General features: G+C 46.2%; 20 protein-coding genes and 1 pseudogene. 13 read left to right on the forward strand and 8 right to left on the reverse strand.

Features of this window, described 5'->3' with window-relative positions; translation table 11 throughout:
• The first annotated feature begins 26 nt into the window (after positions 1 to 26).
• Both QUA83_RS11685 and QUA83_RS11690 read left to right on the forward strand, forming a co-directional pair.
• The gene (locus QUA83_RS11685; protein ID WP_333293325.1) at positions 27 to 1,622 is read left to right on the forward strand and encodes a tetratricopeptide repeat protein; all 1,596 of its coding nucleotides are present in this window, start codon (positions 27 to 29) and stop codon (positions 1,620 to 1,622) included.
• 75 nt (positions 1,623 to 1,697) lie between these two features.
• Entirely contained in the window at positions 1,698 to 2,138 is a 441-nt protein-coding gene (locus tag QUA83_RS11690; RefSeq protein WP_333293326.1) for a hypothetical protein, read from the forward strand.
• Between the two features lie 562 nt (positions 2,139 to 2,700).
• Here QUA83_RS11690 and QUA83_RS11695 read toward each other — a convergent pair.
• Both QUA83_RS11695 and QUA83_RS11700 read right to left on the reverse strand, forming a co-directional pair.
• The gene (locus QUA83_RS11695; RefSeq protein ID WP_333293327.1) at positions 2,701 to 3,522 is read right to left on the reverse strand and encodes an alpha/beta hydrolase; all 822 of its coding nucleotides are present in this window, start codon (positions 3,520 to 3,522) and stop codon (positions 2,701 to 2,703) included.
• Positions 3,523 to 3,607: 85 nt separating this feature from the next.
• Positions 3,608 to 4,333, reverse strand: coding sequence for a lysophospholipid acyltransferase family protein (locus QUA83_RS11700; RefSeq protein ID WP_333293328.1), 726 nt, complete (start codon positions 4,331 to 4,333; stop codon positions 3,608 to 3,610).
• 415 nt (positions 4,334 to 4,748) lie between these two features.
• On the opposite strand from QUA83_RS11700, the gene QUA83_RS11705 reads away from it, so the two are divergent.
• From QUA83_RS11705 to QUA83_RS11720, 4 genes are all read left to right on the forward strand, one after another.
• A complete protein-coding gene (locus tag QUA83_RS11705) occupies positions 4,749 to 5,063 on the forward strand; it encodes a hypothetical protein (RefSeq protein WP_190741078.1) in 315 nt (104 codons plus the stop codon).
• Positions 5,064 to 5,192: 129 nt separating this feature from the next.
• The gene (locus QUA83_RS11710) at positions 5,193 to 6,920 is read left to right on the forward strand and encodes a succinate dehydrogenase/fumarate reductase flavoprotein subunit (protein WP_333293329.1); all 1,728 of its coding nucleotides are present in this window, start codon (positions 5,193 to 5,195) and stop codon (positions 6,918 to 6,920) included.
• Positions 6,921 to 7,527: 607 nt separating this feature from the next.
• Complete coding sequence (locus QUA83_RS11715; protein ID WP_333234642.1) at positions 7,528 to 7,752, forward strand: hypothetical protein; 225 nt, start codon at positions 7,528 to 7,530, stop codon at positions 7,750 to 7,752.
• Positions 7,752 to 8,033: a type II toxin-antitoxin system mRNA interferase toxin, RelE/StbE family gene (locus tag QUA83_RS11720; protein ID WP_333293330.1), complete on the forward strand. Its 282-nt coding sequence runs from the start codon at positions 7,752 to 7,754 to the stop codon at positions 8,031 to 8,033. The genes QUA83_RS11715 and QUA83_RS11720 overlap by 1 nt, the downstream gene beginning before the upstream one ends.
• Positions 8,034 to 8,070: 37 nt before the next feature.
• Here the strand turns inward: QUA83_RS11720 and QUA83_RS11725 are convergent, their stop codons facing one another.
• The gene (locus QUA83_RS11725; protein ID WP_333293344.1) at positions 8,071 to 8,985 is read right to left on the reverse strand and encodes a Uma2 family endonuclease; all 915 of its coding nucleotides are present in this window, start codon (positions 8,983 to 8,985) and stop codon (positions 8,071 to 8,073) included.
• 257 nt (positions 8,986 to 9,242) lie between these two features.
• Positions 9,243 to 10,151 carry a tetratricopeptide repeat protein gene (locus tag QUA83_RS11730; RefSeq protein ID WP_333293331.1) on the reverse strand — a complete coding sequence of 303 codons (909 nt, stop codon included), beginning with the start codon at positions 10,149 to 10,151 and terminating at the stop codon, positions 9,243 to 9,245.
• A gap of 581 nt (positions 10,152 to 10,732) precedes the next feature.
• Between QUA83_RS11730 and QUA83_RS11735 the strand changes: the two genes are divergently transcribed.
• The gene (locus tag QUA83_RS11735; protein WP_333293332.1) at positions 10,733 to 11,977 is read left to right on the forward strand and encodes a hypothetical protein; all 1,245 of its coding nucleotides are present in this window, start codon (positions 10,733 to 10,735) and stop codon (positions 11,975 to 11,977) included.
• A gap of 835 nt (positions 11,978 to 12,812) precedes the next feature.
• On the opposite strand, the gene QUA83_RS11740 is transcribed toward QUA83_RS11735, so the two are convergent.
• Positions 12,813 to 12,950 carry a hypothetical protein gene (locus QUA83_RS11740; RefSeq protein ID WP_333293333.1) on the reverse strand — a complete coding sequence of 46 codons (138 nt, stop codon included), beginning with the start codon at positions 12,948 to 12,950 and terminating at the stop codon, positions 12,813 to 12,815.
• 10 nt (positions 12,951 to 12,960) lie between these two features.
• Positions 12,961 to 17,781 carry a CHAT domain-containing protein gene (locus QUA83_RS11745; protein WP_333293334.1) on the reverse strand — a complete coding sequence of 1,607 codons (4,821 nt, stop codon included), beginning with the start codon at positions 17,779 to 17,781 and terminating at the stop codon, positions 12,961 to 12,963.
• 81 nt (positions 17,782 to 17,862) lie between these two features.
• On the opposite strand from QUA83_RS11745, the gene rnhA reads away from it, so the two are divergent.
• The 5 genes from rnhA (at position 17,863) to blaOXA (ending at position 21,959) form a co-directional block, all read left to right on the forward strand.
• Positions 17,863 to 18,768 (forward strand): ribonuclease HI, encoded by a 906-nt coding sequence (gene rnhA, locus QUA83_RS11750; protein WP_333293335.1) that lies wholly within the window; start codon positions 17,863 to 17,865, stop codon positions 18,766 to 18,768.
• Positions 18,769 to 19,014: 246 nt separating this feature from the next.
• On the forward strand, positions 19,015 to 19,803 hold the full coding sequence (locus QUA83_RS11755; RefSeq protein WP_333293336.1) for a HipA family kinase: 789 nt from the start codon (positions 19,015 to 19,017) through the stop codon (positions 19,801 to 19,803).
• A complete protein-coding gene (locus QUA83_RS11760) occupies positions 19,781 to 20,179 on the forward strand; it encodes a DUF3037 domain-containing protein (RefSeq protein ID WP_333293337.1) in 399 nt (132 codons plus the stop codon). The genes QUA83_RS11755 and QUA83_RS11760 overlap by 23 nt, the downstream gene beginning before the upstream one ends.
• A 339-nt stretch (positions 20,180 to 20,518) precedes the next feature.
• A complete protein-coding gene (locus QUA83_RS11765; RefSeq protein WP_333293338.1) occupies positions 20,519 to 20,932 on the forward strand; it encodes an MAPEG family protein in 414 nt (137 codons plus the stop codon).
• Positions 20,933 to 21,086: 154 nt separating this feature from the next.
• Positions 21,087 to 21,959 (forward strand): class D beta-lactamase, encoded by an 873-nt coding sequence (gene blaOXA, locus QUA83_RS11770; RefSeq protein ID WP_333293339.1) that lies wholly within the window; start codon positions 21,087 to 21,089, stop codon positions 21,957 to 21,959.
• 320 nt (positions 21,960 to 22,279) lie between these two features.
• Here the strand turns inward: blaOXA and QUA83_RS11775 are convergent, their stop codons facing one another.
• Positions 22,280 to 22,825 (reverse strand): phosphatase domain-containing putative toxin, encoded by a 546-nt coding sequence (locus QUA83_RS11775; RefSeq protein ID WP_333293340.1) that lies wholly within the window; start codon positions 22,823 to 22,825, stop codon positions 22,280 to 22,282.
• A gap of 57 nt (positions 22,826 to 22,882) precedes the next feature.
• On the opposite strand from QUA83_RS11775, the gene QUA83_RS11780 reads away from it, so the two are divergent.
• The gene (locus tag QUA83_RS11780; protein ID WP_333293341.1) at positions 22,883 to 23,521 is read left to right on the forward strand and encodes a pentapeptide repeat-containing protein; all 639 of its coding nucleotides are present in this window, start codon (positions 22,883 to 22,885) and stop codon (positions 23,519 to 23,521) included.
• 106 nt (positions 23,522 to 23,627) lie between these two features.
• Here QUA83_RS11780 and QUA83_RS11785 read toward each other — a convergent pair.
• Positions 23,628 to 24,310: pseudogene (locus tag QUA83_RS11785) on the reverse strand (IS630 family transposase); the annotation flags it as partial.
• Positions 24,311 to 24,380: the final 70 nt, after the last annotated feature.

Below are 24,380 nucleotides of genomic sequence, written 5' to 3' on the forward strand. Positions count from 1 at the left end.
CCCCTTATCTATAGCCGATCTAAATTATGTCTGGATACTTTGCCACATCATTGGTGCAGTTCTGCCAATCTTCTGGGCTAGAGATGAATGTTCACTTTTTCTTAGAAGAAAAGCCAACTAGACAAGAGCAGAAATTAAACACTTTAAGTAAGTATGTTCAGAAATATCCCCAAGGATGGAAAAAAAGGTTAGAGCTAGCTAATTTGCTTTACCAGATGGGAGACTGGCAACAAGCGGTTGCCGAATATCATCAAGTGATTGAGCGACAAGCGCAATTAATGGGTGTGCTGCTGCAACTAGGGAAACTATTGCAGCTAATGAAACGAGACAAAGAGGCAATAGAAGTCTATGAAAAAGCCTTGTCGTGTTCCGAAAACGAAGCGACTCAGCATCATATCAAGGGATTGATGGCAGTTTGTCGGGGTGAGAGTGACAAAGCAATTATTGCCTTTAATTTAGCAACTCATTTAGAACGTGAAAAAGTAGTTCATCCGCTGGCTTTGGCACAGGTGTATCAGCAGATAGAAAATCATCTTGGCGTGCTCAGTGCTGTGGAGCAAATTTTGGCAATCAACCCAGATGATGTTGTGGCGTTGATTTACAGCCATGATGCGCTGCTAGCGGTGGGGGATATGAGCGCCGCAACAGAGCAGTTGAGCAAGCTTATAGCTCTATTTCCGAATGATTTTAGGGTACTGCAACGACAAATTGAGCAACGTCTTCAGATGAGATTAGTTTCTGGTGAAGAGGGAAAACTGACGAAAAAAATGATTACTTCTTTACTGCTACAAACTCCTTATGGGGCTGAGGCTCACAATTCTCTGGGCTATTATCACATTTTCCGGGGAGATTGGCGGCAAGGTGTGGAGGTGTTAGCAGAGTTTACCACCGAACACCCCAATTATCCTTATGGTTGGTATTACTATGGCCGGTGCTTATACGACACGGGAGAATATCAAAAAGCAGCACAGATGATGGCGAATGCTTATCAACTGTATCCCCATAATTGTGCAATTTATCAGGTCTTGTGTGAAATTTTACCGGCTGCCAAACGCTGGGAAGAATTGCGTTTTGTGGTCGAACAGATGCTGAAACGATTTCCTGAACGTTGGAGTGTTTGGGGGACTACGGGGCGGGTGTTGGTGGAACACTTCAAAGAGATTGAACGAGGATGTAGTGTTTCTGAGCAGGGCACAAAACTTCAGCCGCAGTTAGTTGATGCTTGGTTTCGTCATGGGCGGGTGTTGGCTTTGGCGCTTAAACATCAAGAAGCGGTGGAGGCGTTGGAGAAAGGATGGAAGTTGTTACCAGCGGGAATTTCTCTGCAATTCGTGCCGACGGCGCTGTGGCTGGCGGAGAGTTACCAGGTGCTGGGGGATGTTGGGGCTAGTCAGCGCTGGTGGAAAGTTGCCGGTGAGGGATGTCAGGAATTGAGAGCGTTTAACGGGGCTATGGCTGACTACTGGTTAGGGAGAGCCTTGGTGGGGTTGAAAGATCCGTTGGGAGCGATACAGGCTTATGAAAGTGCTTTGAGTCAGCAGTTGTTGTATCCAGCGCGTGGGGAGGTTGAGAAGAGTTTGCTGCGGTTGAAGGGTAAGGGGAGAAAGGGTTCTAGGGGTTGAGGGGGGATTTTTGGGGGAGAAAATTTCCTCGTAACTCGAAAAATTACTAAATGGGGATCGGGAAACGTCTAAAAGATGTGGGAAGAAAAAACCACCAATCCACGTAAATTTCAACAAACGAGGTATTGTCGTATGAGTTTTGTCAAAAAATTACCAGCAGTTTTAATTGCTGCGGCTGGTATCTCTTTGGGTTTCGCAGGTACAGCCTTAGCAGAAACGATTTTATTAGGAGAGAAGACTCTCGGTCCTCAAGAGACATTGGACTTAAGGCCAAAAGATATGAGGAATACAACCCTTTGCTTCCAGACAACTGATAACTTAGTGGGTAACCTAAAATTGCTTTATATCACCGACAGGGGGGGCGGAATAGACGTAAAAATAGAAGATTTACAGGCTAGCGCTAAAGAACAATGTATATCCAAAAGCATGGGTATATATCCGGTAAGGATAATAAATATGCAAAGAAATAGGCCTGAGTTTAGTCGATCTGTTCGTGTACGTGCGACGCAGGAATAAAGAATTACGTCAGGAAGCGCACATCTCAAGGCCTAGGCTTTAAAAAGCCAGAATATGACCAGACTAAGTATGTTTCACGAGTAGTAAAGCAGGGTGGATTTATTGTCAGAGGATAAGTAGCTAGGCGCACATAAACCTTGCTGTGTAACCGAATGTAAAGCTGCTAGAACCGTAAGCGAATTGCGACGTTTAACGAACAATGACATACTTATGTATTTTCCCACTCATCTACTTAAATGTATCATAGTATTTGCGATCGGGTCAGACCCGATCGCAAATACTATCCTAACTCGGTGTATCGCTAATGAACTTAATTGAAGCTATTATTGCATTTCCTGACCATCGACACCCAAGAGGTATTAAGTAGGTAGGCGCAAAGAAACCTCGCTATGTAACGGAATTTAAATCTGCCAGAACCATTGCGATTGCTTCGTTTCACTTCGTTTCATGCAGCTATGACATACTTATGTATTTTCCCACTCATCTACTTAATTGCTAATTGCTGATGCCGATAAGATGGTTTTTCGGAGATGCCCAATGCCCAATGCCCAAGGACTATTGACTATTGACTGCTGACTAATGACCGATTTTCTTCGGATTTTGTCAAAAAATTGCGAGCTTGCATAATCCCATAAAGGTTAACATCTGTTTCTAACAAACAAGCATGACCGCTGTTAGCAAGCAGCACCATTTCAGCTTTGGGAATTACCTTGACTAAAAGCTTCGCTTCTACTAGGGAAGGCAGCAGGCGATCGGCACCGCTAGCAATTACTAGCGTCGGCTGTTTGATGCCACGCAACTGATTTTCGTCAACATTAAACGATCGCACTAACGCCAATCTCCACACAGACGTGTTTTGCGGTACTGCTTGCATCGCTTCTAGCAAAGCTCGCCGATCATCGCGCCCAATCTTTCCTAATGATGCTAATATCGGCAATAAACCGATTACCGACAGCGGATAAAGGTTGGCCGGCAGCCACTGAGTCAGATACGATCCCCACTGCACCCAAGGCTGCTGTCGGAATGAAGAAGCTGGATTGACTAAAATTAATCGATCGCACAATTGAGGAGCTTCTAAAACAGTTTTCATCGCTAAACAGCCCCCAAATGACTCGCCGCACAGATAAACCGGCCGCTTCGGCTTTCCCGCTTGCTTTTCTGCTTCAATTAAGGCAATTGTTTCGCTAACCAGTACCTCCCAACTAGCCATGTCGTCAGCCGGTACAGTTAAGCAGCGAATGTCGAAATGATTTGCTAATTTAGCAATTTGCGGCCGCAGCAGCAAACCGCTGCCATCCATACCGGGCAGAAATACAAATAAAGGGCGATCGGGTTTCGGGGGTTTGGGGGTTAGGAAACGAACCTTATTGTTAGCATTTGCCATGATTCAAGTCAATCGATTTTAGATTTTAGATTTTAGATTTTAGATTGGAAATCTGACACCAGTCCACAGTCAACAGTCAACAAACTTACAAACAACCTCGTTGGAGTAATTCTGCAATTTCTCCCTGACAGTGGTCTGTGAGTTCAGCGACAACTGCTTTGGCTTTTTTGCCTTGATATTGCTGCTGTCTCTCGGCAGTAATCCAGTAAGGCTGGCCGATTAAAACATTAACTCGCTGATAAATTATCACAGGATGCCACCCAGATCGATCGAACAGCGGTTCCGAAGGATCAAACAAACTCAACAACTTGAGCGGTACACCCGATCGTACCGAGTGTTCCTCAAAAGAACTAATCGCCACGGGCAAAACCGCCAAATCCCGCACCGGTGCCCGCAAAGCCAAATGAGCAAATCCCCGCTGAAACTTCCCCACAGTATTCGGCCCGGTAAGCTTCACCATCGGTTCTGCACCCTCTGGAAACACCCCCACCATCTCCCCGCGTTGCAGCAGTGCTGTCGCTTGAGAGAAAAAATGCTGCTGTCGGTGCTCCGGTGCTTCTAAGGGGAAAGCGCCGAAAGTCGTGACTACTTCCCTCATCACCGGAACTTGACCCATGTAATGATGACAAGCAAAGCGGATCGATCGACCCAAAGCCGCCGTCAGCAGCACAGGATCTAAGAAACTGCGGTGATTGCTCACCACCAGCACCGGGCTCTGTTGGGGAATCCGGTCTTCGCGGTACATAAACATCTGTGTTCCCAAACCAGCCAGGAAACAGCGCGAAATCAGCAATTTGCTCTCTGAAGACATGGGCGAAAAGACAGGTGCGACGCTATAAAGGTTGATTCCATTCCCACGCAGCTTAACATTACTTTACTAAGTCGGGGCTCCCTCAAAAAGTAGACTTTCCCCTTATGCCTTGGTTTCGTAATCCTGGACGCACGGGCGGTCATCACCTTGGTTTATTGCGTTTACTTCCAGTCAGCCCGCCAAAACAGTAAAAAACCCGGCTTCTAGGCGTCGGAGGGCGATCGCTAACTGTTGCAACAGCATTTCCCAGTCAGAAGCAAAAATTTATCAAGTGTTGTGGCAACTTATATAAAGAATGTTTAAAACAGCCCCAAAAGCAAGTTGCGGCAGCTAAACTTAGAAATTTACAGTGGGCATTGACGCACTGTCAAAGTATTTTTGGACAAGTCGTAATAGCAATCTCGCGAGGCATCAAATGAATAACATCCAAAACTATCGCCTTAGATGTACGCTCACCTTTGGCGACATTTACGGTCAAATCATTGTTTGGCTGATAGTCATCTTCCTAAGTCTAGCCTCGGCACTCGCCTTGTGGAGTAGCGCCCGCCAAATCTTCGCCTTGGCTACTGTCGGCTTGATTTTAGTGCTGTCTCTGCCCTTCTTGCTGTTTGCTTTCGTTACAACTCTGCTAAATAACATTGAAGTGCTTGCTGTAGAACCCGGTACGGAACCTCAACCTTCTGCAACGGGAAATCAGTCGCTTCAGAACCCTGCCGAAAGCGCCGGCTAGTCCAATTTGAAAATTTAACTTTTGATTTTCCATTCAAATCAAAAGTTAAAAAACTTCCCACTCTTGTGGTAGGAAGTTTTTTTTTGCGTCACCATAAGTTGAGCAGAACACTCAAAATAATTCAAAAAGATGCTAGAACACGACGTAATCATTGTAGGCGGCGGTTTAGCAGGTTGCCGCGCCGCAGTAGAAATTGCTCGGACTGACCCCAGTTTAAAGGTAGCTGTCGTCGCCAAAACTCACCCGATTCGATCGCACTCCGTCGCAGCCCAAGGTGGCATGGCCTCCAGCTTACAAAATGTCGATCCCGAAGACAGTTGGAAAGCCCACGCCTTCGACACAGTAAAAGGTTCAGACTATTTAGCCGACCAAGACGCGGTAGAAATCCTCACCCGCGAAGCCCCCGGTGTAGTCATAGATTTAGAACACATGGGAGTCCTCTTTTCCCGCCTCCCAGACGGCAGAATTGCCCAGCGCGCTTTCGGCGGACATTCCCACCGCCGCACCTGCTACGCCGCCGACAAAACCGGTCACGCCATCCTCCACGAATTAGTCAACAATCTGCGCCGCTGCGGAGTTCACATCTATCAGGAGTGGTATGTTACGCGCCTGATTTTGGAAGAAGGCCAAGCCAAGGGCGTAGTTATGTACAGCCTTCTAGACGGTCAAATTGAGGTTGTCCGTGCTAAGGCGGTGATGTTTGCTACGGGGGGTTACGGCCGAGTTTACAATACCACGTCGAACGATTACGCCTCGACGGGAGACGGTTTGGCGATGACGGCTTTAGCTGGATTGCCGCTGGAAGATATGGAATTCGTGCAGTTTCACCCGACGGGTTTGTATCCCGTGGGAGTGTTGATTTCGGAGGCTGTGCGGGGCGAAGGCGCTTATTTGATTAATTCAGAGGGCGATCGATTTATGGCAAATTATGCCCCGTCGCGGATGGAATTAGCGCCTAGGGATATCACCTCGCGGTCAATTTCCATAGAAATTCGCGCCGGCCGAGGAATTAATGTTGATGGTAGTGGCGGCGGCCCGTTTATCTACCTCGATTTGCGGCACATGGGACGCGAAAAAATTATGAGCAAAATTCCTTTTGCTTGGGAAGAAGCCCACCGTTTGTTAGGAATTGATGCCGTAAATCAGCCGATGCCCGTCCGCCCTACCGTTCACTATTCAATGGGGGGAATTCCTACTAATGTTAGCGGGCAAGTTCGCAGCAGTCCTGATAGTTTGGTAGACGGTTTCTTTGCAGCCGGGGAAGCAGCTTGCGTGTCTGTTCATGGCGCCAACCGTTTGGGCAGCAATTCGCTTTTAGAATGCGTCGTTTACGGCAAAGTTACTGGCGCCACCATAGCACAATTCGTGCAAAATCGCAAGTTACCTGCCGTAGACGAACAGCGTTATATTACGGAAGCAAAAGAGCAAATTCAGGCACTTTTAGAACGTCCGGGAAAATACCGCATCAATCAAGTGCGGCAGCAGTATCAAGATACTATGACTGAGTATTGTGGCGTATTTCGTAGCGCCGAATTGATGCAGGAAGGTTTAAAGAAATTGGAGGATTTAGAACGACAATATGAGGAGGTTTACTTAGACGATAAAGGCAAGTTGTGGAATACGGAAATTGTGGAAGCTTTGGAATTGCGGAGTTTGATAATAGTGGGGAAAATGATTTTAACTTCAGCTTTGAACCGACAGGAAAGTCGGGGAGCTCATTCGCGAGAAGATTTTACTGAGCGCGATGATGGGAATTTTTTGAAACATACGCTGGCCTATTATTCGCCTGCGGGGATTGATTTGGCTTATATGCCAGTAGCGATTACGATGTTTGAGCCGCAGGAGAGGAAGTATTAATATATCGAAAAAATCCAGGGATTTTAATCCCTGGCAAACTAGCGTTTTATTGACGGAGATGCCGCCTAAAATGAGTTATAATTAATTTGAAAATCATGTTAAAAATGACTGAGGCACGGGGGAAAAGAAATCGGATTTGTGATTTTTGAAATATATTGAGCGAGAGTAATTTCTGTAAGGGCGGGTTCACCAAAATATTTAACACCCACGAACTAATTATAAAACCCGTCCCCACCAGCCAAAAATTACTAATTCAAGTAAACACAATCTACTGAGTTTGCCGTTTAACTGGTTCCCAAGCTCTGCCTGGGAACCGATGTAAGCGAGGCTCTGCCTCGGCCCAGACTATGGAGGATCTTCCTCCGGATATGCGTTACCAGGAAGAGCCTGGTAACGAGTATAATCATTTAGGATTGCTATACTGATTTTATGGGGCATAATTCCGAATCTTTTAGAGTTATACCGTACCGATAAGCGATTTTCTAAACTGTTCAAAATAATATATAGCGGTTCTCAAAAAAGTGAGGTATGCCTTATGCCCTATGCCCTATGCCCTATGCCCTATGCCCTATGCCCATGAGTACCTCATCTTTCTGAGAAAGGCTATATGAGTAAAACGACACAGACATCTCAATTCCAGCAAGCTCTTGAAGCTGTAGAAGTTTTATCATTAGAAGATCAAGCCCTGCTTCTAGATATTCTTCAGAATCGTCTGCGACAACAGCGACGAAATGAATTACTCAAGGAAGTGGCAGAAGTTCGTCAAGAGTATGCTGAGGGAAATGTTAAATTTGGGTCGGTAGCCGATTTTATGGCGGAGTTGGATGATTGATGAAAATTGGTTGGACTCCCAAATCTATTCGTAGTTTCAAAAAGTTAGTTCGTAAAAATCCTCAGCTTCGCCTTTTAATTGAAGCTACGCTTGAACTTTTGTCTGAAGACTGCTTTAACCCCAGCTTGCGAACTCACAAACTGACAGGAGATTTATCGGGTATCTGGTCGTGTTCAATAGATTATGATTATCGGATTTTATTTGAGTTTGTGACCGATCCAGAAGATGAGGAGGAAGCTATTTTATTGCTCAAAATGGGTTCTCATGATGAAGTCTATTAAGACCGATCGCCCTTTTCCCCAATTCTCTCTCACTATCTCACTCTCCAGCATTCTCCATCACTTCCTCCACAGATAAACTTAACGCCTCCGCCACTTGTTCGGCACTCAACCCCATTCCCAACAACCGGGGAATTGCATCCCTTCTTGCCTGAAATTCAGCTTGTCGTGCTTGTTCTGCACTCTCGGCTCGCAACCTTTCTTGTTCGGCCCTTTCCCGCTGTTGATCCCCTCGCAACCTCTCTAATTCTGCTCTTTCATCGCCAATCAACAGCAAATTACCTTCCTCGTCCCACCAGCGCAGCCAAAGCATGGTTTGATTTTGATAACTGCCTTGCCAAAGTCCCAATTCTACGCCTAAAGGTGCAATGGGAAAATGACCGCGCTGATTGAGTTCTAACAGTTGATAATACCCGTCAATCAACCGATAAACTTCTAATCGGCCATTATTAACTTGGTAGATGCCGTAATAGGGAATTCGCATCACCCGCTCGTAAACCCAAAACTTTCCCGGTTTCGTTACCATCCCTTCATCTGAGCGCGATAAAGGAGTACGTGAAGCGAAGCTATCCCGAAGGGAATCGCGCTCTTCATCCCCGTTCCCGCTAGCAAATTCCAACGCAATTAACGGTGCTATGTGTTCCCGCCACAGCACGTAGGAACGCCGAATTTGACCGTCTAAATTAGGAGGTACATTGGGAACATAAAACCAATCAGGAGCTTCTGCACCTTTTTCCGGCGGCTCGGTTTCTCGCCAGTAAATGCCGCAGTCTTGACCGATCGCATATTGTCCGTCAGGATGGCGCTGCTGCAAAATCTGGCCGAGGGAATCAGTTAAAATTAAACTTTGCGGATGCTCCTGAAAATTTTTTACAAAAGTACCGTCGAAGTCTGGTAATTGAGTGTGGTCTGGAAAAGCAGGAGGTAGAACAACGCGGTTAACGCTAATAGTAATAATTCCCTCCGAGGTCTTACATAATTGGTAATTAGTAATTGGTAGTCGGTAACAAAACGCTGGGTGCGAGGGCTTAGAAACCCGGTTTCGACCTGTATCTGTCGTCGTTCAACCAAGATTTATCGTAGAAACCGGATTTCTTTTCGTAAGTCCTGCGTAATTAGGAATAAAGCGAGTAGTTTTGAGTTTAAATTATTAAATTTTTTACTTCAAACTCTTTCACTTAAGACCCCCAACTCTTTCACTAAAAACTTTCCTTAAGGTTTCGGTAGCGCACCTTCAGGACTAGGAGAAGCCGCCGGTTCCGGAGTCGTCGTAGCCGCAGGAGAAGGCGAAGGAGTGCCACTAGCTAACTGATTAATTTGGTCTTTATAGTTAGGAGGAGCTAACTCAGTAGCTCGATCGAACAGCGTTTTTGCCTCATCTGTTTTGCCCTGTTCCTTCAGCACGATCGCCTTTCCTAAAGTCGGGCGAAAATCTTTGGGATTAGCCTTAGCAGATTCGTCATAAATCGCGATCGCCTCCTCGTAGCGCTTCTGCACAGCATAAACCTGCCCCAAAATCAACTGCACTGAAGTTACATCCACACTTTCCGGTTTCGCCAGATTTGCAGCCGGAGCCGCCTTCAGCGTATCTTGCAGCAGTCCGATCGCAGCTTCGGGCCGCTGCTGCACTAGCAGCAAATTCACCAACCCCTGCAAAGCCTTAATTTCCCCAGGCTTAGACGCTAAAATTGACCTGTAAGCTTGAGCAGCCCCTTCGCGATCGCCCGTGCGTTCCTTAGCCTGAGCCAGCAAAATTCCGTATTCAGTAGTCTCAGGATTCAGCGAAGCCAACTTTTCCAAAGGAGCGATCGCATCCTTAATGTCGCCGACTCCTTGCCCGATCAACTCCAGTCGCACCTGCAACAATCCCCGCAAAGCCGTTACGTTGTCAGGTTCCCGCTGCAAAACCAATTCATATCCCCTAGCCTGAGCTTGCAGCAACTCTGATTGCTTCTCCCCAGACTGGGCCGTCTGAGTAGGTGTTGGAGTTGACTGACTTTGCGCTTGGCTGGCCTGGAGAATACTGTTTAAAATTGGCACAAGGGAAAATCCCAAAAAAGCGATGAGCGACAGCACCACCACCACAGTAATCAACCCACGACGCTTGTTTGCTTTTTCCATAATTCAACTATCCCAGCTTAAAATCTACTATTTTCTAAGAATTCAGGCATTGCCGGGGGCATCTGCCATTTAGCTCGATCGGTGCAACCGTAAACGTTTTTAACTTCAAAGTCCCAACGGACAAAGCAGCCTTTTACTTGCAGCTAATATGGTAACAGACCCACAACTCCATGCTAGCTAAACAATTTTGGACACTCAGACCCGCAGCCCCAAGGACTGCGGTGTCTGTCCAATTTAGTCTGGTCAAGCTAAAAATTACCGAAAATATGGCGGATCAGGCCGTTAGGTAATTGGATTAAGTAAAATAGGCAAGCTGAATATCCTAAATGCTATTAGCCAGCAACTCCAGCTCAGCGCGATCGGCGATCTATCGGTCAGCAACTGCCAAAGTCCTTGCTCGCAAGGATTTTAGCAGCCAGCGAACCGATCGGCACTCGTAGCGTTGAAACTTGGCGTTGACGGGTCACAACCAGACATCCGGGCGCAAGCCCGCCTGTCAGGTGCTAGTAGTTTTTAAAGCAGTTTCTTCAGTTTATTCCTAATTTCCCTTAAGGGATGTGTCTCCGCTGCAAGGAGTTTTTATGAACCCCTCTCCCAACCGGTCTTCCAAATCGTCCAAATCTACTTCAAATCGCAAGGCTCAGCCGAGCGAGTTGGCCGTCAATCCGCCTAAAGATACAGATTCCATTCCTGAGACACCAGACGAAAGTTCGGTGCCTTCGGCGTTGGCTGCACCTGTTGACCCAAATCAACCGGCAACGCCAACAGACGCCCCAGCGTCTAAGGATAGGCTGCAACGACCACGCTACAGTTCTGCCCCCGACAAGGACAAAACAAAGCCACAAGACCAGCCTAGCAATGCTCCTGCACCCCCGGCGCCAGCAGCGTCCTCGACACCTGTCAGCGATACTCCAGCCCTAGCAGTCGCACCGCCGGCAAACGCCGAGCCAGCCGCTAACGAAAGTCAGGCCACTGAGGACATACCCTCCGTCATGCGCCAACATCCCATTCCCCCCCCCAGCGAACCCAGACAGTACCGAGCTGTTGGTTTGGTGCGGGGCCGCTACACGCCATCAGAAGAGCAATTCACCCGGGGTATGCTGATAGCTGCCGACGGAACTGCCATCGACGCAGTTTTGCTGGGTAGAGTCATGAGTTTAGTCAAAAATCACTTGGAGCTGGAACAAGAACACTTGTGGGTGGTCTATCCCCGCACCAGGCAAGAAGACGGCAACTTGCACGCCCAGATTATGGGGGTTTGGGAGCCGGAAACGCTCAAGAAACCTCCCGAACCGTCCTCTGATGAGGAAAATCAGGAAGCAGCGGAGATTGAGGCTAGTGGCGAAGCATCGACCGCATCTTTGTCGCCCTCGGAACCTGATGTTGAAGATGGCTATTTTTCGATTAGAGGTGAGGTGATTTATCAATCCCAAGACGAAGAAAAATATGTCATCGTCAAAATCAAGCAAGCTCCCCGCAAGAATGACGACAAGATGAAGTTTTTCAAACTCAAACTTAAGGGAGATTTAGCTACAAAGGCGATCGGGTTTTTCTGGGATTTCCACGTCAAATTGAAAGCTGACAGTCTGATGATTGAGCAGGCTAATAATATTGGTGCCCTGCCGATTAAAAAGCGGAAATTCCCCCCTGGCAGCAAGCCGCCCGGTGGCTTCAAAGGAGGAGGGAAGCGTCCGTTTACTCCTAGGCCCAGCGGTGACGGTGCTCCTGTAGGGCGTCCTACCATCAAGTCCGCAGCAGCAGCACCGCCTGCCCCCAAGGCACCTCTTCCTAAGCCGGTTAAGAAGCCTAAGCCGATCGAGGAATAAAAAATAGTGAAAGTAAAAATGCAAGATTAAAGCTTAAAAAAACTTTTAATCTTGCATTTTTACCAGAAGTGTTGACTGCCCCTTGATCGGAGGATAAAAATAGATACACTAATCTTGTAAACCGCTGATTTTAGCTCTTAAAAATGAGTTCATTAAACCAGTGAACATAGCTATTGTTTTACATATAAAAACCTGTAAATAGCGTAATTCATCTAGCAGCTTATCACCGATTACAGAGGGAACATCCACTAATTGAAGAAGCAAGTAACAAATCAAAGAAGCATAGATTGGTATCCGAATCCTCTTGGTATGATTCGTGATTAAAGGAGACCACTTTAAGTGCTTTTTCAGGAATATTCATAGCAACTCAATTTGCCATCGTCTTTTCTAAAATTATCGGATTTCTTCCTTACTATATCCCAGGTTTCCTGATTCAGGTAAATTGGTCACAAATCTAAATTATCTCCCGGTCTCTAAATCTCAAAAAGTCACCAATCTTAATTGGACTGCTCGTTGACCTTTCCAAACTTCATAAGTTCCATTTTCCTTGATATTGAGAGTAGAATTATTTTTAATTCTCAAGATACAATATAAATTGTATTTTTTAAGTAATGCTTTAACTCGTTCAGAACTTGAAAATCCTCTATCCATTACAGCGACTCCCTTCTGGGGCAGGGCTGTTTCATTCTCACGAAAATCGCGATTTTGACTCTTGTAGTGCCAAGAATGTCTACCCCCCCCACAGACGACTTCACAGGCGTTTGAGACATAGGGGCAGCCACGGGGGGATTGCCCCTACAAGAGAATGAAACAGCCCTGCCCTGAAGAGGCATTCTCACCCCGTCAAGCGATCGTCTGGTGGTGGACTCGGCATCAAAAATAGTGAAAAGGGCGATCGCACTCGGAACTTGCTTGCTTGGGGGCGATCGACTTTTCCCGAAAAACCATTAATATCCAACCAATAACAAATCACTAATCACTAATCACCAAGGACTCCCAATCATCACAAAAGCCGACCAATAATAAGGATGCGACAACTTTAAATCGGCAAACCCTTGCAGCGAAGCCGGCAACTCCACCCCCTCACCCCGACTCGAACCGCGCAATCGGCCACCCTCCAAACGCACATCTCCCCGCAACATCGCAATTTGCGCTTGTCGCAGCGCCGCCCCCTTAATTCGCGCCGTCTTCAACTGCTGGTAAAACTCACTCATCAATCCCAAAGTACCTTCATCACTCACGTACCACAAACTTCCCAAAGCCGTTTGCACTCCCGCTTGCAGCGCCAACCCCCCAAAACCCAACTCCGCTTGTGCATCTCCCACCGCAGTCCGACAAGCACTTAAAACTAACATATTCACCTGCGGATCATTCAATCTCAAATCCCGCAATTGATCCAGTCGTAGCCGACTATTCCATAACTGAATAAAAGAATTATTTGGTGTTCCAGGTCGAAATTCGCCGTGAGTAGCTAAGTGAATAACCCCAAAAGGTCGGCTTTGATGCTGTTGCTTCAAATTCTCCAAAGTGAAACCCTCATTGAGAAAACTAACTCCCGGCCACTCTCTAGAAATAGCCGCTATTTCAGCAGGAACCGCAGGCAAAGGATTCAACTCGGAAAATTCCGAGGCACCCATTGCTAAAACTTGAGAATTTCTGAGATCGACGTAGCGAGTATCTGTTAAATTAATGCTGGGCATCAGGCTGAGATTATACTTTTCCACCAAAAACTGCTGTCCGTCGTGTAAAGCAGCAAAGGGCATACCTCTCAAACCTCGATCGACAACAAAGGAAATAGTATCCGTTTCACACTTTGTCAAACTGTCCTCTAAAGGCGCAATCATCCACTTATAAAGCTGTTGGGCAGATGGTAGATAACTCGTAGTAGCCCGCACCCCCGGTTTGGTAATCTCACCCCTGAACTCATTTACAACTTTCAGAAGTTCTTGCCGGTTCGCTGACGGCACACTTTTGTGAACCACTTCTCCGCAAGAAGTTATCAGCATTAAATTTAATTCTTCGGGCTGCGAGAACAGATAAATTAAGCTGGGTTTCGTGCCGGTTTGTGCGCCTACCGATGCTAACTTTTTTTGAATTTCCTCTGGGGATACCAACTCGTCGCTGATGTTGATGCCTAAATATTCCCCGAATTCTTGGCTGAAAGATTTGTCCAGCAGAGACAAAGCTTCCGATATTTTGCCGGTTTCCAAATTCCTGCCGATGTCGCCGCGAAATGCTGACTGAATAACTGAATCTCTGATATTTGAATTGATAAAATTTCTCAGTCCTCTGGGAGATTGCATTCTTTCGGGCGGCATCCTTTCTCCGGGTTTTCCTATATCTCGCGATATTCTGTTTTGGTTCTGCCGCTGTTCGCGACTAAAGGGTTGGTTGCGATCGGGGAAAAGCCGGCTTCTATCTAATGGAAATCTACCGCTTGGCGATGGTGGCGGTGGAGTTGTACCGGGTGGAGTTGTACCGGGTGGAGTTGTACCGGGTGGAGTTGTAACGGGTGGAGTTGTAACGGGTGGAGTTGTACCGGGTGGAGTTGTACCGGGTGGAGTTGTACCGGGTGGAGTTGTACCGGGTGGAGTTGTACCGGGTGGAGTTGTTGGTTGATTAGTAGTAACGATCGCACTATTGCCTTGAGTGTAAGAATTTATGAACGATCGCCCTTGAGTAATCGTACCTAAAGCATTGCTGGCGATCGCCCCAGCAGTACCGTTAGTCGTCGCATCTCCCACCGCAAAAGGTATTGGCGGATTGACATCGCCGCCGCCGTGGCGGATCGTAACTGTACCGGGTTGAGTGCCACCAAGAGTCGAGACGCTAACAGGGGTGGCGTTTTGGTCAAAAGTACCCGTCACTCGAAGTAAACCCGGAGTTGCGATCTCAACATTACCACCGGGAGCATTGATCGATGCAACACTGATATCATTTTGGGCATTAAGAGTGACTGTCGGAGTTCGATCAAACCCAATCGGATTAACATTTATTCGCCCAATTCTGATTTCGTTTCCGGCTAAAATCCTCACAATTCCCAAAGCATCGATATTGCCGGTGCTGACAGTTCCCCTGCTGCTAGTGACATCAACTTCAACTCCCCGCAAATCCCCTGATTTCACATCCAGCGGCGCTATTAAATTGACATTTCCTGTTGTAGCGTCTGTATTGCCAATATCAATACTTCCCGTATTGCTAGTTACATTAACTCCTACTCCCCGCAACTCTCCTGAAGTTACATCCAGCGGCGCTGTTAAATTGACAGTATTTTCTGTTGCTGTAGCGGGTCCAATATCAATAATTCCAGAGGTGCTATTTACATTAACTTTTGTTCCCAGCAAATCCCCTGAATTTACATTTCCCGAACCTATTATATTAATATTCCCAAGAGATGTAGTATTGCCGATCGCAATATTTCCTTGATCGCTCTTGAGTTCGACTGAACCCCCCAGCAAACTCCCTGCATTTAAGTTGCTGGTTGCTCTCAAAGCAATCCTAGCCGCCGGAGCATTGATGGAATCAACGCTAATATTAGTTTGGGCGTCCAGATTGACTGTAGGGATAATGGGATTAACTGGATTTGTGGCGACAGGATTAACAGTTATTGCCCCTGTGTTTATTGCCTCCTGTGCCGCTATAATTCTGACATCTCCAGAAGTAGCGATCGCCCCCGTATTAACACTCCCATTGCTACTGCTAGCATTGACAGTCGCAGCGGTGAGATTGCCTACCGTTAAATCCCTAAAAGCTGTCAAATTGATATTCTCAGTTGCTGTGATATTGACAGGTGTAGTATTAGGCACAATGGTATTGGCATCCGTCAAAACCCCCAATGCCCCGGAGTTACTGGTAACATTAACATTAGATCCCTGCAAAGTCCCAAAATTGACATTGCCAAAAGCTGTGAGTGCGATCGCCCCGGAAGTCCCAGTATCGATCGACCCTGTTACTATATTGCCTCGAACAGTATTCAGACTAATACTGCCGTTGATATCAGCACGAGAAACGTCACTTGTCAATATAATATTGTCATTAGCTTGAATATCAATTGTCGAACTAGACGTTAATCTGCCCCCAACTACCACTGCCCCTTCCCTGCTTTCGAGACTAATTTGACCGCCATTAATATCTCTAGTTGCGATACTTCCCGGCGCTGACAAAATCACCGGCCCGCCTGCAGAAATATTTTCAACAGAAATCAAATTATTCGACAAAAGAGACGCAGGAGTAAATATTGCATCGTCACCTAAAGGATTAGGTTGTTCATTATCACCCGGAGTATCCGTAGGAGAATTAGGAACATTAGGAGAATTTGCCAGATTTTGTACTCCAGCCCGCAGAATTAAAGCCGGACTGCTGGTTAAAATAGCAATATCTGGATCGCCACTCACATTTTCCCTACCCAATGCAATATCGGGGCCCGTAATTGTAATTTCCTCGGCAACAATGCTCCCCGTCGCCTCGACTTTCAGCGAAACTCCGGTATAATCTCCAAAGAAAACATCTCCTTCCGAACTGATAATCGGGTCAAATAAACTGACAAAGTTTCCCGGCATTCCCGACAAATTGAGAATCGAAAAATTGCCACCAGAAACAAAGTGGGAATCCCCCGAAATAACGCCGTTGCTAACCAAACTCAAATTGCCGCCACTTTGGAATTGCGCGGGAAGAGATAAGCCGCCGATCGCATTTTGAGTGAGAATATCAATAGTGCGATCGCCCTGAATGTATAAATTCCCCCCAGCCTGCGCCAAAAAAGGATTCTGGGCGCTGTCCCTGACCCGCACCGCATCCCCACCCAGCAAACTCAAATCCCCCGTAGTTTGCAGCCTAACGCCCGCTAACGTGAGATTTTCCGCAGCCCATAAATTCGCACTTCCCGCATTCAACTGCGGCAGCCCAGACACATTAGCAGCAATCGCCACATCCCCAGAATTCACCTCCAAACCAGAACCCACAAGCCGCACAGAACCGTCATCGGCAACCGCAACACCCGCCGCCTGATTTTGCCCAGTACCTGTCAGCAACTGCGGCAAAGAAACAGGATTTAAAGTCTGTTGAGAATTACCAAAATTTCCGCCCGTTGCTATTTCCAAACTCAACAAATGCCCCGGTTGACTAATGCGTAAAACCCGATCGCCCTCAACAGCAGCAACAGTAATTTGCCCGCCCACAGCCGACAACTGCCCGGTACTAACAACCGTACCGCCAAGCAAAGCCAAATTTTGCCCCGGAGTCACCGCTAAATTACCAGCATTAACAATACTTCCCGGTACACCCGCACCAAAATAAAAAGCATTTGGCGTACCAACCAAGGCGCTAAAATTATTTGTACCCGCAGCATTAAACCAATTTGAACCAAAACCGACACCAGAAGCAGTAGTTGCAGTAAAAGCCGCCGGCACATTCAAACTCGCGTTCGGGCCAAACACAATCCCCGCAGGATTAATTAGAAAAAGATTAGAATTGCCGCCCGTGACAGTAATTAAACCGTTAATTAGCGAAGCGTCCCCGCCAGCAATGCGAGCTAATATATTCTGAATAGCCGAATTAGTCAGAAAATTAGCAATTTGACCTTCATTCAAGCCAAACTGCCCAAAACTGTGAAAAAGATTCGCGCCGTCTCCCGACAAACTGCCACCGTTGATATCATAACGGTTGCCGATGGGGGTGACAACAGTACCGGTACCGTCAGCAGCAGGCACTATGGGCTGTGCTTGCGCGAAAGTATTAAAAATTAACAAAGAAAACGGACAAATAAATAGCGCAACCTTTTTAATCTTTAAGTTGGCATTTTTCATAGCAGCAAGTAAAACTATCCTAATTGCCTTAATTATCGCACTTGCAAACAACTTACCCCTAAATAACAAATTAATTCGCTCATGACAACTCCCAAAATCAAAAGCCTCTACACAGACGGCGCTTGTTCCGGCAACCCAGGCCCTGGCGGCTGGGGTGCAGTAGTTTGCTTCGCCGACGGCAACTGTCACGAACTCGGGGGTGGAGACCCCCAAACCACCAACAACCGCATGGAAATGCAGGCGGCTGTCGCTGCGCTGGAATTTTTTGCCCGTTCCGGTCAAACCGAACCAGTCACCGTTTACACCGACAGCGAATACGTTAAAAACGGCATCACCAAATGGATTCAAGGCTGGAAAAATAAAGGCTGGAAAACTTCAACGGGCAAAGATGTTGTCAACCAAGACCTCTGGCATCTGCTAGACAAGCTGAATTCCCGGCAAATCCAGTGGGAACACGTCCGCGGCCACTCCGGCGACTTCTACAACGACAGATGCGATGAAATCGCCCGCAGCTTCTCCCACAATCTCACTCCCGAACTGCAACAGCAGAAACCAACGGGAGACGAGGCCGGGGCGGGCACGGGGACACCGCCCCTACACTTTGAAAATACAATTGTTTCGGAAGAAACGGACGCAACTGGTAACAAAACGATAGAATCCTATGTCATAACTTCTGACCTTCCGATCTCCAACTCTACCATGATGGATTCAACTGCCGATACCCTGGAGAACTTGCCCCGCGAGGTGAGGGTTCAAGACCTCCGCAATCTGATCGAAACGTTGCACATCGCCGACGAGGTTGCTACGAAAGGCTACTTGATTACCAGTTCTGAACTGGCTGATTTGATGGATGTAAATGCCAGCGCTGTCACCAGTCGCGGAGACAACTGGGTTTGGCGAAATTGGGTAGTGTCGCGGGTGCGGCGCGAAGGCAACCAAATTCTCTGGCAATTAGAGAGAATCGACCACGTTAGTACAACTGATTAGTGGTTAGTCATGAGTTATTAGTTGATTAATGACTGATGACTAATGACTGTCTCAAAGCAAGATTTGGCAAAATTCCGTAGGGACACAACATTGTTGTGTCCTTTTAGTCCTCAGTTTAGTAAACACACTACTTAACATCAGTCCCAGTTAAAAGAAAGAATCCAACTGTCTGTAAGCCCGTGCTCTAAACCCTCATAAAATCAGTGATTTCCCATCGAAAATCTCAAATCGAAAATCTCAAATAGCATGAGTATCAGCTTGCGAACAGTTACTGCTACCAGATATGTCACTCCCTTGCGCGAGGGCGGCTCGCTACCGGCGATCGTCGAAGCAGATGATGATGGTATGTACGTGCTCAAATTTCGCGGTGCGGGCCAGGGAGCCAAATCTCTGATCGCTGAGCTAGTGGCGGGAGAGATTGCTCGCGCCTCCGGGCTCCCAATCCCCGAACTCGTCTTTGTTGAACTCGATCCCGAACTGGCTCGGACTGAGCCTGACCCGGAAATTCAAGATTTGATCCGAGCAAGTGCTGGCCTCAACCTCGCCCTCGACTATCTCCCTGGCTCGATCACCTTTGACCCGATAGCGGGTAAGTCCGATGCGGATTTGGCGTCAGAAATCGTCTGGTTCGATGCTTTTGTGACTAACATTGATCGCACGCCGCGCAATGCAAATATGCTGGTATGGCACCGTCGGCTTTGGCTGATAGATCACGGTGCAGCCCTCTACTTCCACCACACCTGGAAAGATTATCTCTCGCGCAGCCGCGATCGTTTCCCCCCAATCAAAGACCACGTTCTGCTGCGTTTTGCCAGCACGCTGGAAGCGGCAAATTCCAAGATGACTCAAACGCTAACGCCGGACATCATTCGCAACATTGTTAAACTAATTCCTGATACTTGGCTGGTGGGAGATTCTCCTTTCAGCGATAGCAACGAACATCGGAATGCTTATATCGAGTACCTGCTAAATCGGCTAGAATCACCACATATTTTTTTGGAGGAAGCGATTAGTGCCCGATCGATTTCTTTATGATTACGCCATTATCCGCGTCGTTCCCAAAGTTGAGCGCGAGGAGTTTATCAACGTGGGGGCGATCGTTTCCTGCGGTACGAAAAAATTCCTCGAAGCTCGTATCGAAATTGATGAACAGCGCTTGATGGCGATCGACTCAACGTTGGATCTGGAAATGATTCGCAATCACCTAGCAGTCATTCCCATCATTTGTGCAGGCGGCAAGGAATCTGGCGCGATCGGTCAACTTCCGCAAAGAGAGCGCTTTCACTGGCTCGTAGCACCCCGCAGCACGATCGTTCAGACATCGCGGGTACACACTGGTTTTTGCCAGAATCTATCGGGCGCGATCGAACACTTGCTCGATACAATGGTGCGATCGTCAAGCCGATTTTAGATTTTAGATTTTAGATTTTAGATTTTAGATTTTAGATTTACTCATTTTAGCTAAAGATGAGAACGCCAGAACTATTGTACTGACGGGAAACTTTTCTAAAATGTTAGATCGTGGGCGATCTATCGATTTCCGAAAACACTCAGAATATCCGAATTATTCATATCTCTCTTCTCGACCTCTGCCTGAATGGGCGTTAATCCATTGTCATCTGCGGTTATTCTCTTTTTTTTACCGCAGATGAGGGCAGATCGACACAGATTAACGCAGATGAATGGACGATGCTACCGGATTTGATATAACTTTTATAAAGTCTTAGCCGCAGTTTCGCAAGGTAGAAAGATGATGCAAATTGAACCGACAAATATGACTTTCCCTCTCTGGGGTTTAACAATTTTCATTTTGTGGACGATCGCGGTTGTTATCATGCTGCTAGCAGTCAGGATTCGGCATCTATCTGCGGGCGGATCTGTAAAAGATTTCGGCACACCAAATGACGACAGCTTGCTTTGGCGACTATTTCGAGTACAATCCAACTTGATAGAAAACCTGCCTTTGTATTTGGGAGTTGTTTTCCTTCTAACAGTTAGGGGTGTGTCAGGAACAGCAGTAGATTTGCTGATTGTTGTGTACATCGTATTTCGGCTTGTACATTCAGTGATTCACATCGCTGGCCTCGATCCCAAGTTTCGGTTGTTCAGCTTAATAATTCAGTTAAGCTGTTTGGTCGCGTTAACTATTATGGCAGTTTTGTAGGTGAGAAATTACGCAATTGACAGCTATATATAGTAGGGTGCGTCAGCAGGGGCAAACCTTAATTGTTTCTTACACAGCGTAAGTCAGACGCACCTTACAAGTCGATCGCCCCTGTGACATTACTACCTGTGAGTTGGCTAACTTATTGAAGTTTATGAACCGAAGATATCGTGCGATCGCTGTTATTTTAATTGTATTAGGCTGCATTATTTCTGTTTTAGTTCAGACACCGCAATCAGCCTTAACCGTGCCACCTCCTCTGCAAGAATCTCCGCCTCGCAGAGGAGATGTTGCTGAGACAATTAATTTTGGACGGCACTTTCAAGAGATGGGAGTTGAAGGCTCGATCGCGATTTACGATTTGAATAGCGATCGGCTTTATCAACACAACCCGCAACGTAACGCCACAGCTTTTTTACCCGCATCTACATTTAAGATTCTCAACTCTCTGATTTCCTTAGAAACAGGGGTGATTTCCGATGAGATTGCCGTGCTAACTTGGGATGGAATTCAAAGGCAAATTCCCGCATGGAATCGAGACTTGAATATGAGACAAGCCATGAAACTTTCTGCCGTTTGGTTTTACCAAGTTCTCGCCCGCCGAGTCGGACATGAGCAAATGCAAAAATGGGTAGCTAAAGTCGGTTATGGCAACCAAAAAATCGGTAACAAATACGATATTGACAAATTCTGGTTAGAGGGAGAACTGCGAATCACACCCAACGAGCAAATTCAATTTCTCCGCCGTCTCTACAAAAATGACTTACCCTTTTCTGAGCGCTCGCTGTCTCTGGTTAAAGACATCATAATTGTTGAACAAACTCCCGATTACACAATTAGGGCAAAAACAGGCTGGGCAAATTTTGGAGAAGAAACACAGCCTCAAATTGGCTGGTATGTAGGTTATTTAGAAAAGGATAAAAATGTTTACTTTTTTGCTACAAACATTAACATCCGCAACAATAATGACGGAGCTGCAAGAATCGAGTTAACGCGCCGTTGCTTCAAGGATCTGGGGCTGCTGTAAGTGCGTTATTTGTTCTGTAATGTTCGCCAAAATGCCAGCGGATCGGCTAACGGTGACAGCCAAAACACCCATTTATTGGAGACCTGAGTTCGATCGTAGGAAGCCGAGTCTTTTAAATCTTTTAGGACTTACACCAATTTTTTATGAGGTTGCATAGAATCCGATCCCCCCTAGCCCCCCTTAATAAGGGGGGGACAAGATTGTTCTCAAAGTCAACCCCTACTCCCCTTATTAAGGGGGATTTAGGGGGATCGAGATATGTGCAACTTCACATTAAATTGGTATTACGCAATTCGCACATATATATAGTTGCTATCGTGCTATATGTCATTTCTTCCAGCAAGGCGACTATCATCTAAGAGAGCATTAAGTTTTTCAACGACTAGCCAGGGGTTTCGACCTTTCAAACAAGCTGCGATTGCTGCTTCATAGGGATTTCTGCCAGTTTTTTTTACTGCTGCGATCGCCTGTTTGTTAGACAATCCCCGCGCGCTGACCAACCAAGCAGCCAAAACCTGTCCTGTACGTCCAATCCCCCCAGAACAGTGAACTACCACCCGTTCGCCTTTGCTATTTGCAGATTCCAAAAATGGCAATATGCGATCGATTAAAATATCGCGATCGACCAATTCAAAGTCTGCGATCGGTGCCCAGCAAACTCGATCGCACCCAAAGATATTCCGATATGTTTCCAGTAAATCAGTGTAGCGGATGAGTTGCGTCTGAGCAAGCAAGCAGCAAACTTGCTTGATATTATGCCCCTGCATAAATTCAATCCAGCGAGCAACTTCTGCATCGCGGTATCCTGGTCTGGCTGCACCAAACACAATTAATTCATTGTCTGAAGCCGGAGCGAATTTGTGCATACTGGTTTCAATATTTTTACCTATAATTAAGAAAGACGCACAAACCCTGAATCAACAATGAAAAACAATAGATCGATCGGTTTAATGAACTGGCTGCAACCCAAACCAGAAACCGTTTTGTTATGCGACTCAATAGCAGCAGCTTCTGACATGGCATTCATGCTCAACGGTGAGTGGGATGGGTGCAATAGTTTGGTGCTCCCTAAATGCGACAAAGTAGCAATTGAAGCAGCCGCTAGTTTGCTGGAGACATCGTGGTGCTACCAAAATACTTGCGAACCGATTTTAATTCGGCTTGCAGTTGACGAATTGCTGCGCCGTTATCCGGTGGGAGACAGGTTTTTTATTAATGCTAACTTGCGATGCGCGCAATTGAGCGAACTTTGCTTGGAAAACATTGATTTGAGTTATGCTAAATTGAATTTAGCTAACCTCAGCGGCACTAATTTAAGCAAAGCCAACTTAATGGCAGCACAGATGCAATCCGCAAATTTGAGTGGCTGCAATTTGAGTAAATCGCAACTTGTGAGGGCGAATTTATCAGGAGCAAATTTATCTGATGCTATTCTCAGAGGTGCTGATTTGAGTTATGCAGATTTAAGCAATGTTTGTTTAACAGGTGCGGATTTAAGAGGTGCAAATTTAGCGAAAACAGACTTAATAAAAACAAGCTTAGATGGGGCGATTTTTGAGTAATATCAAATCCCGCATAAGCTGTTGCACATTTAAACTGTGATACAAGCATTACCCTTATTTTTGATTTTGCGACCCCATTTAATTATTAATTGCCCTTCATTTAAGAGTCGGAATTTCTCACTCCTCCCATTACATTAACTCTGCCTTTTCTTCGGTCTCCTCTGACCTTTTTTCGGCTGCCTTTTTTACACCAGTTCTTTCTTCTGGTGACTCTTAAACTAAATCCACTCTCGTCCCAAAACCAGACCTGTAATCGTTCTGAAGTTTCTTTTTCTATTTTTAAATATTCGGCTATTTTTATTTTAAACGCTGTTCTTTTTTCAGGATTTCTCTTCGACTCTAGGCTATACTTAGCCCAGATGTAAACATACTTTTTTTTCTTTAATATCCTCGGAACTTGTCCTCCACTTAATTTTATTCCTGTGGATTCCTCTAAGTATGTTGCTAACCTCTGCGCTGTCCATCGTCCAAAATCATCTCCTAATTTTTGAGGGTCTTTTTCTAGAGTTTCTAATAATATATCTATATATTTATCGGTGGCTTTTTTGTGATTTTCCTTCATCCTCTCATCAATTATACTTTCTAGATTGTCTGGGTCTCCCTTGACACACCAATAAGATACTTTGTTGACTGAGCCACCCAAAAAATCAGCAATTTTAGATTGTGTCTTGCCGTCATTGAGCAATAATAAAATTAGAATTCTTTCTCTAACATTTGCCTTTTCTTCCTCTCTTAAGGCTTTTTCTAGTTTCTCTATTTGTTGGGGATTGAGATGTTTTTAGCTGGCATTTTTGTAGATATTGACTAACCTCATTTTTTATTATACCCTATTTAAAGGCACAACAGCTTAGCATCGGAA

Source organism: Microcoleus sp. K1-B1, from assembly GCF_036704705.1.
Classification (GTDB): Bacteria; Cyanobacteriota; Cyanobacteriia; order Cyanobacteriales; family Microcoleaceae; genus Microcoleus.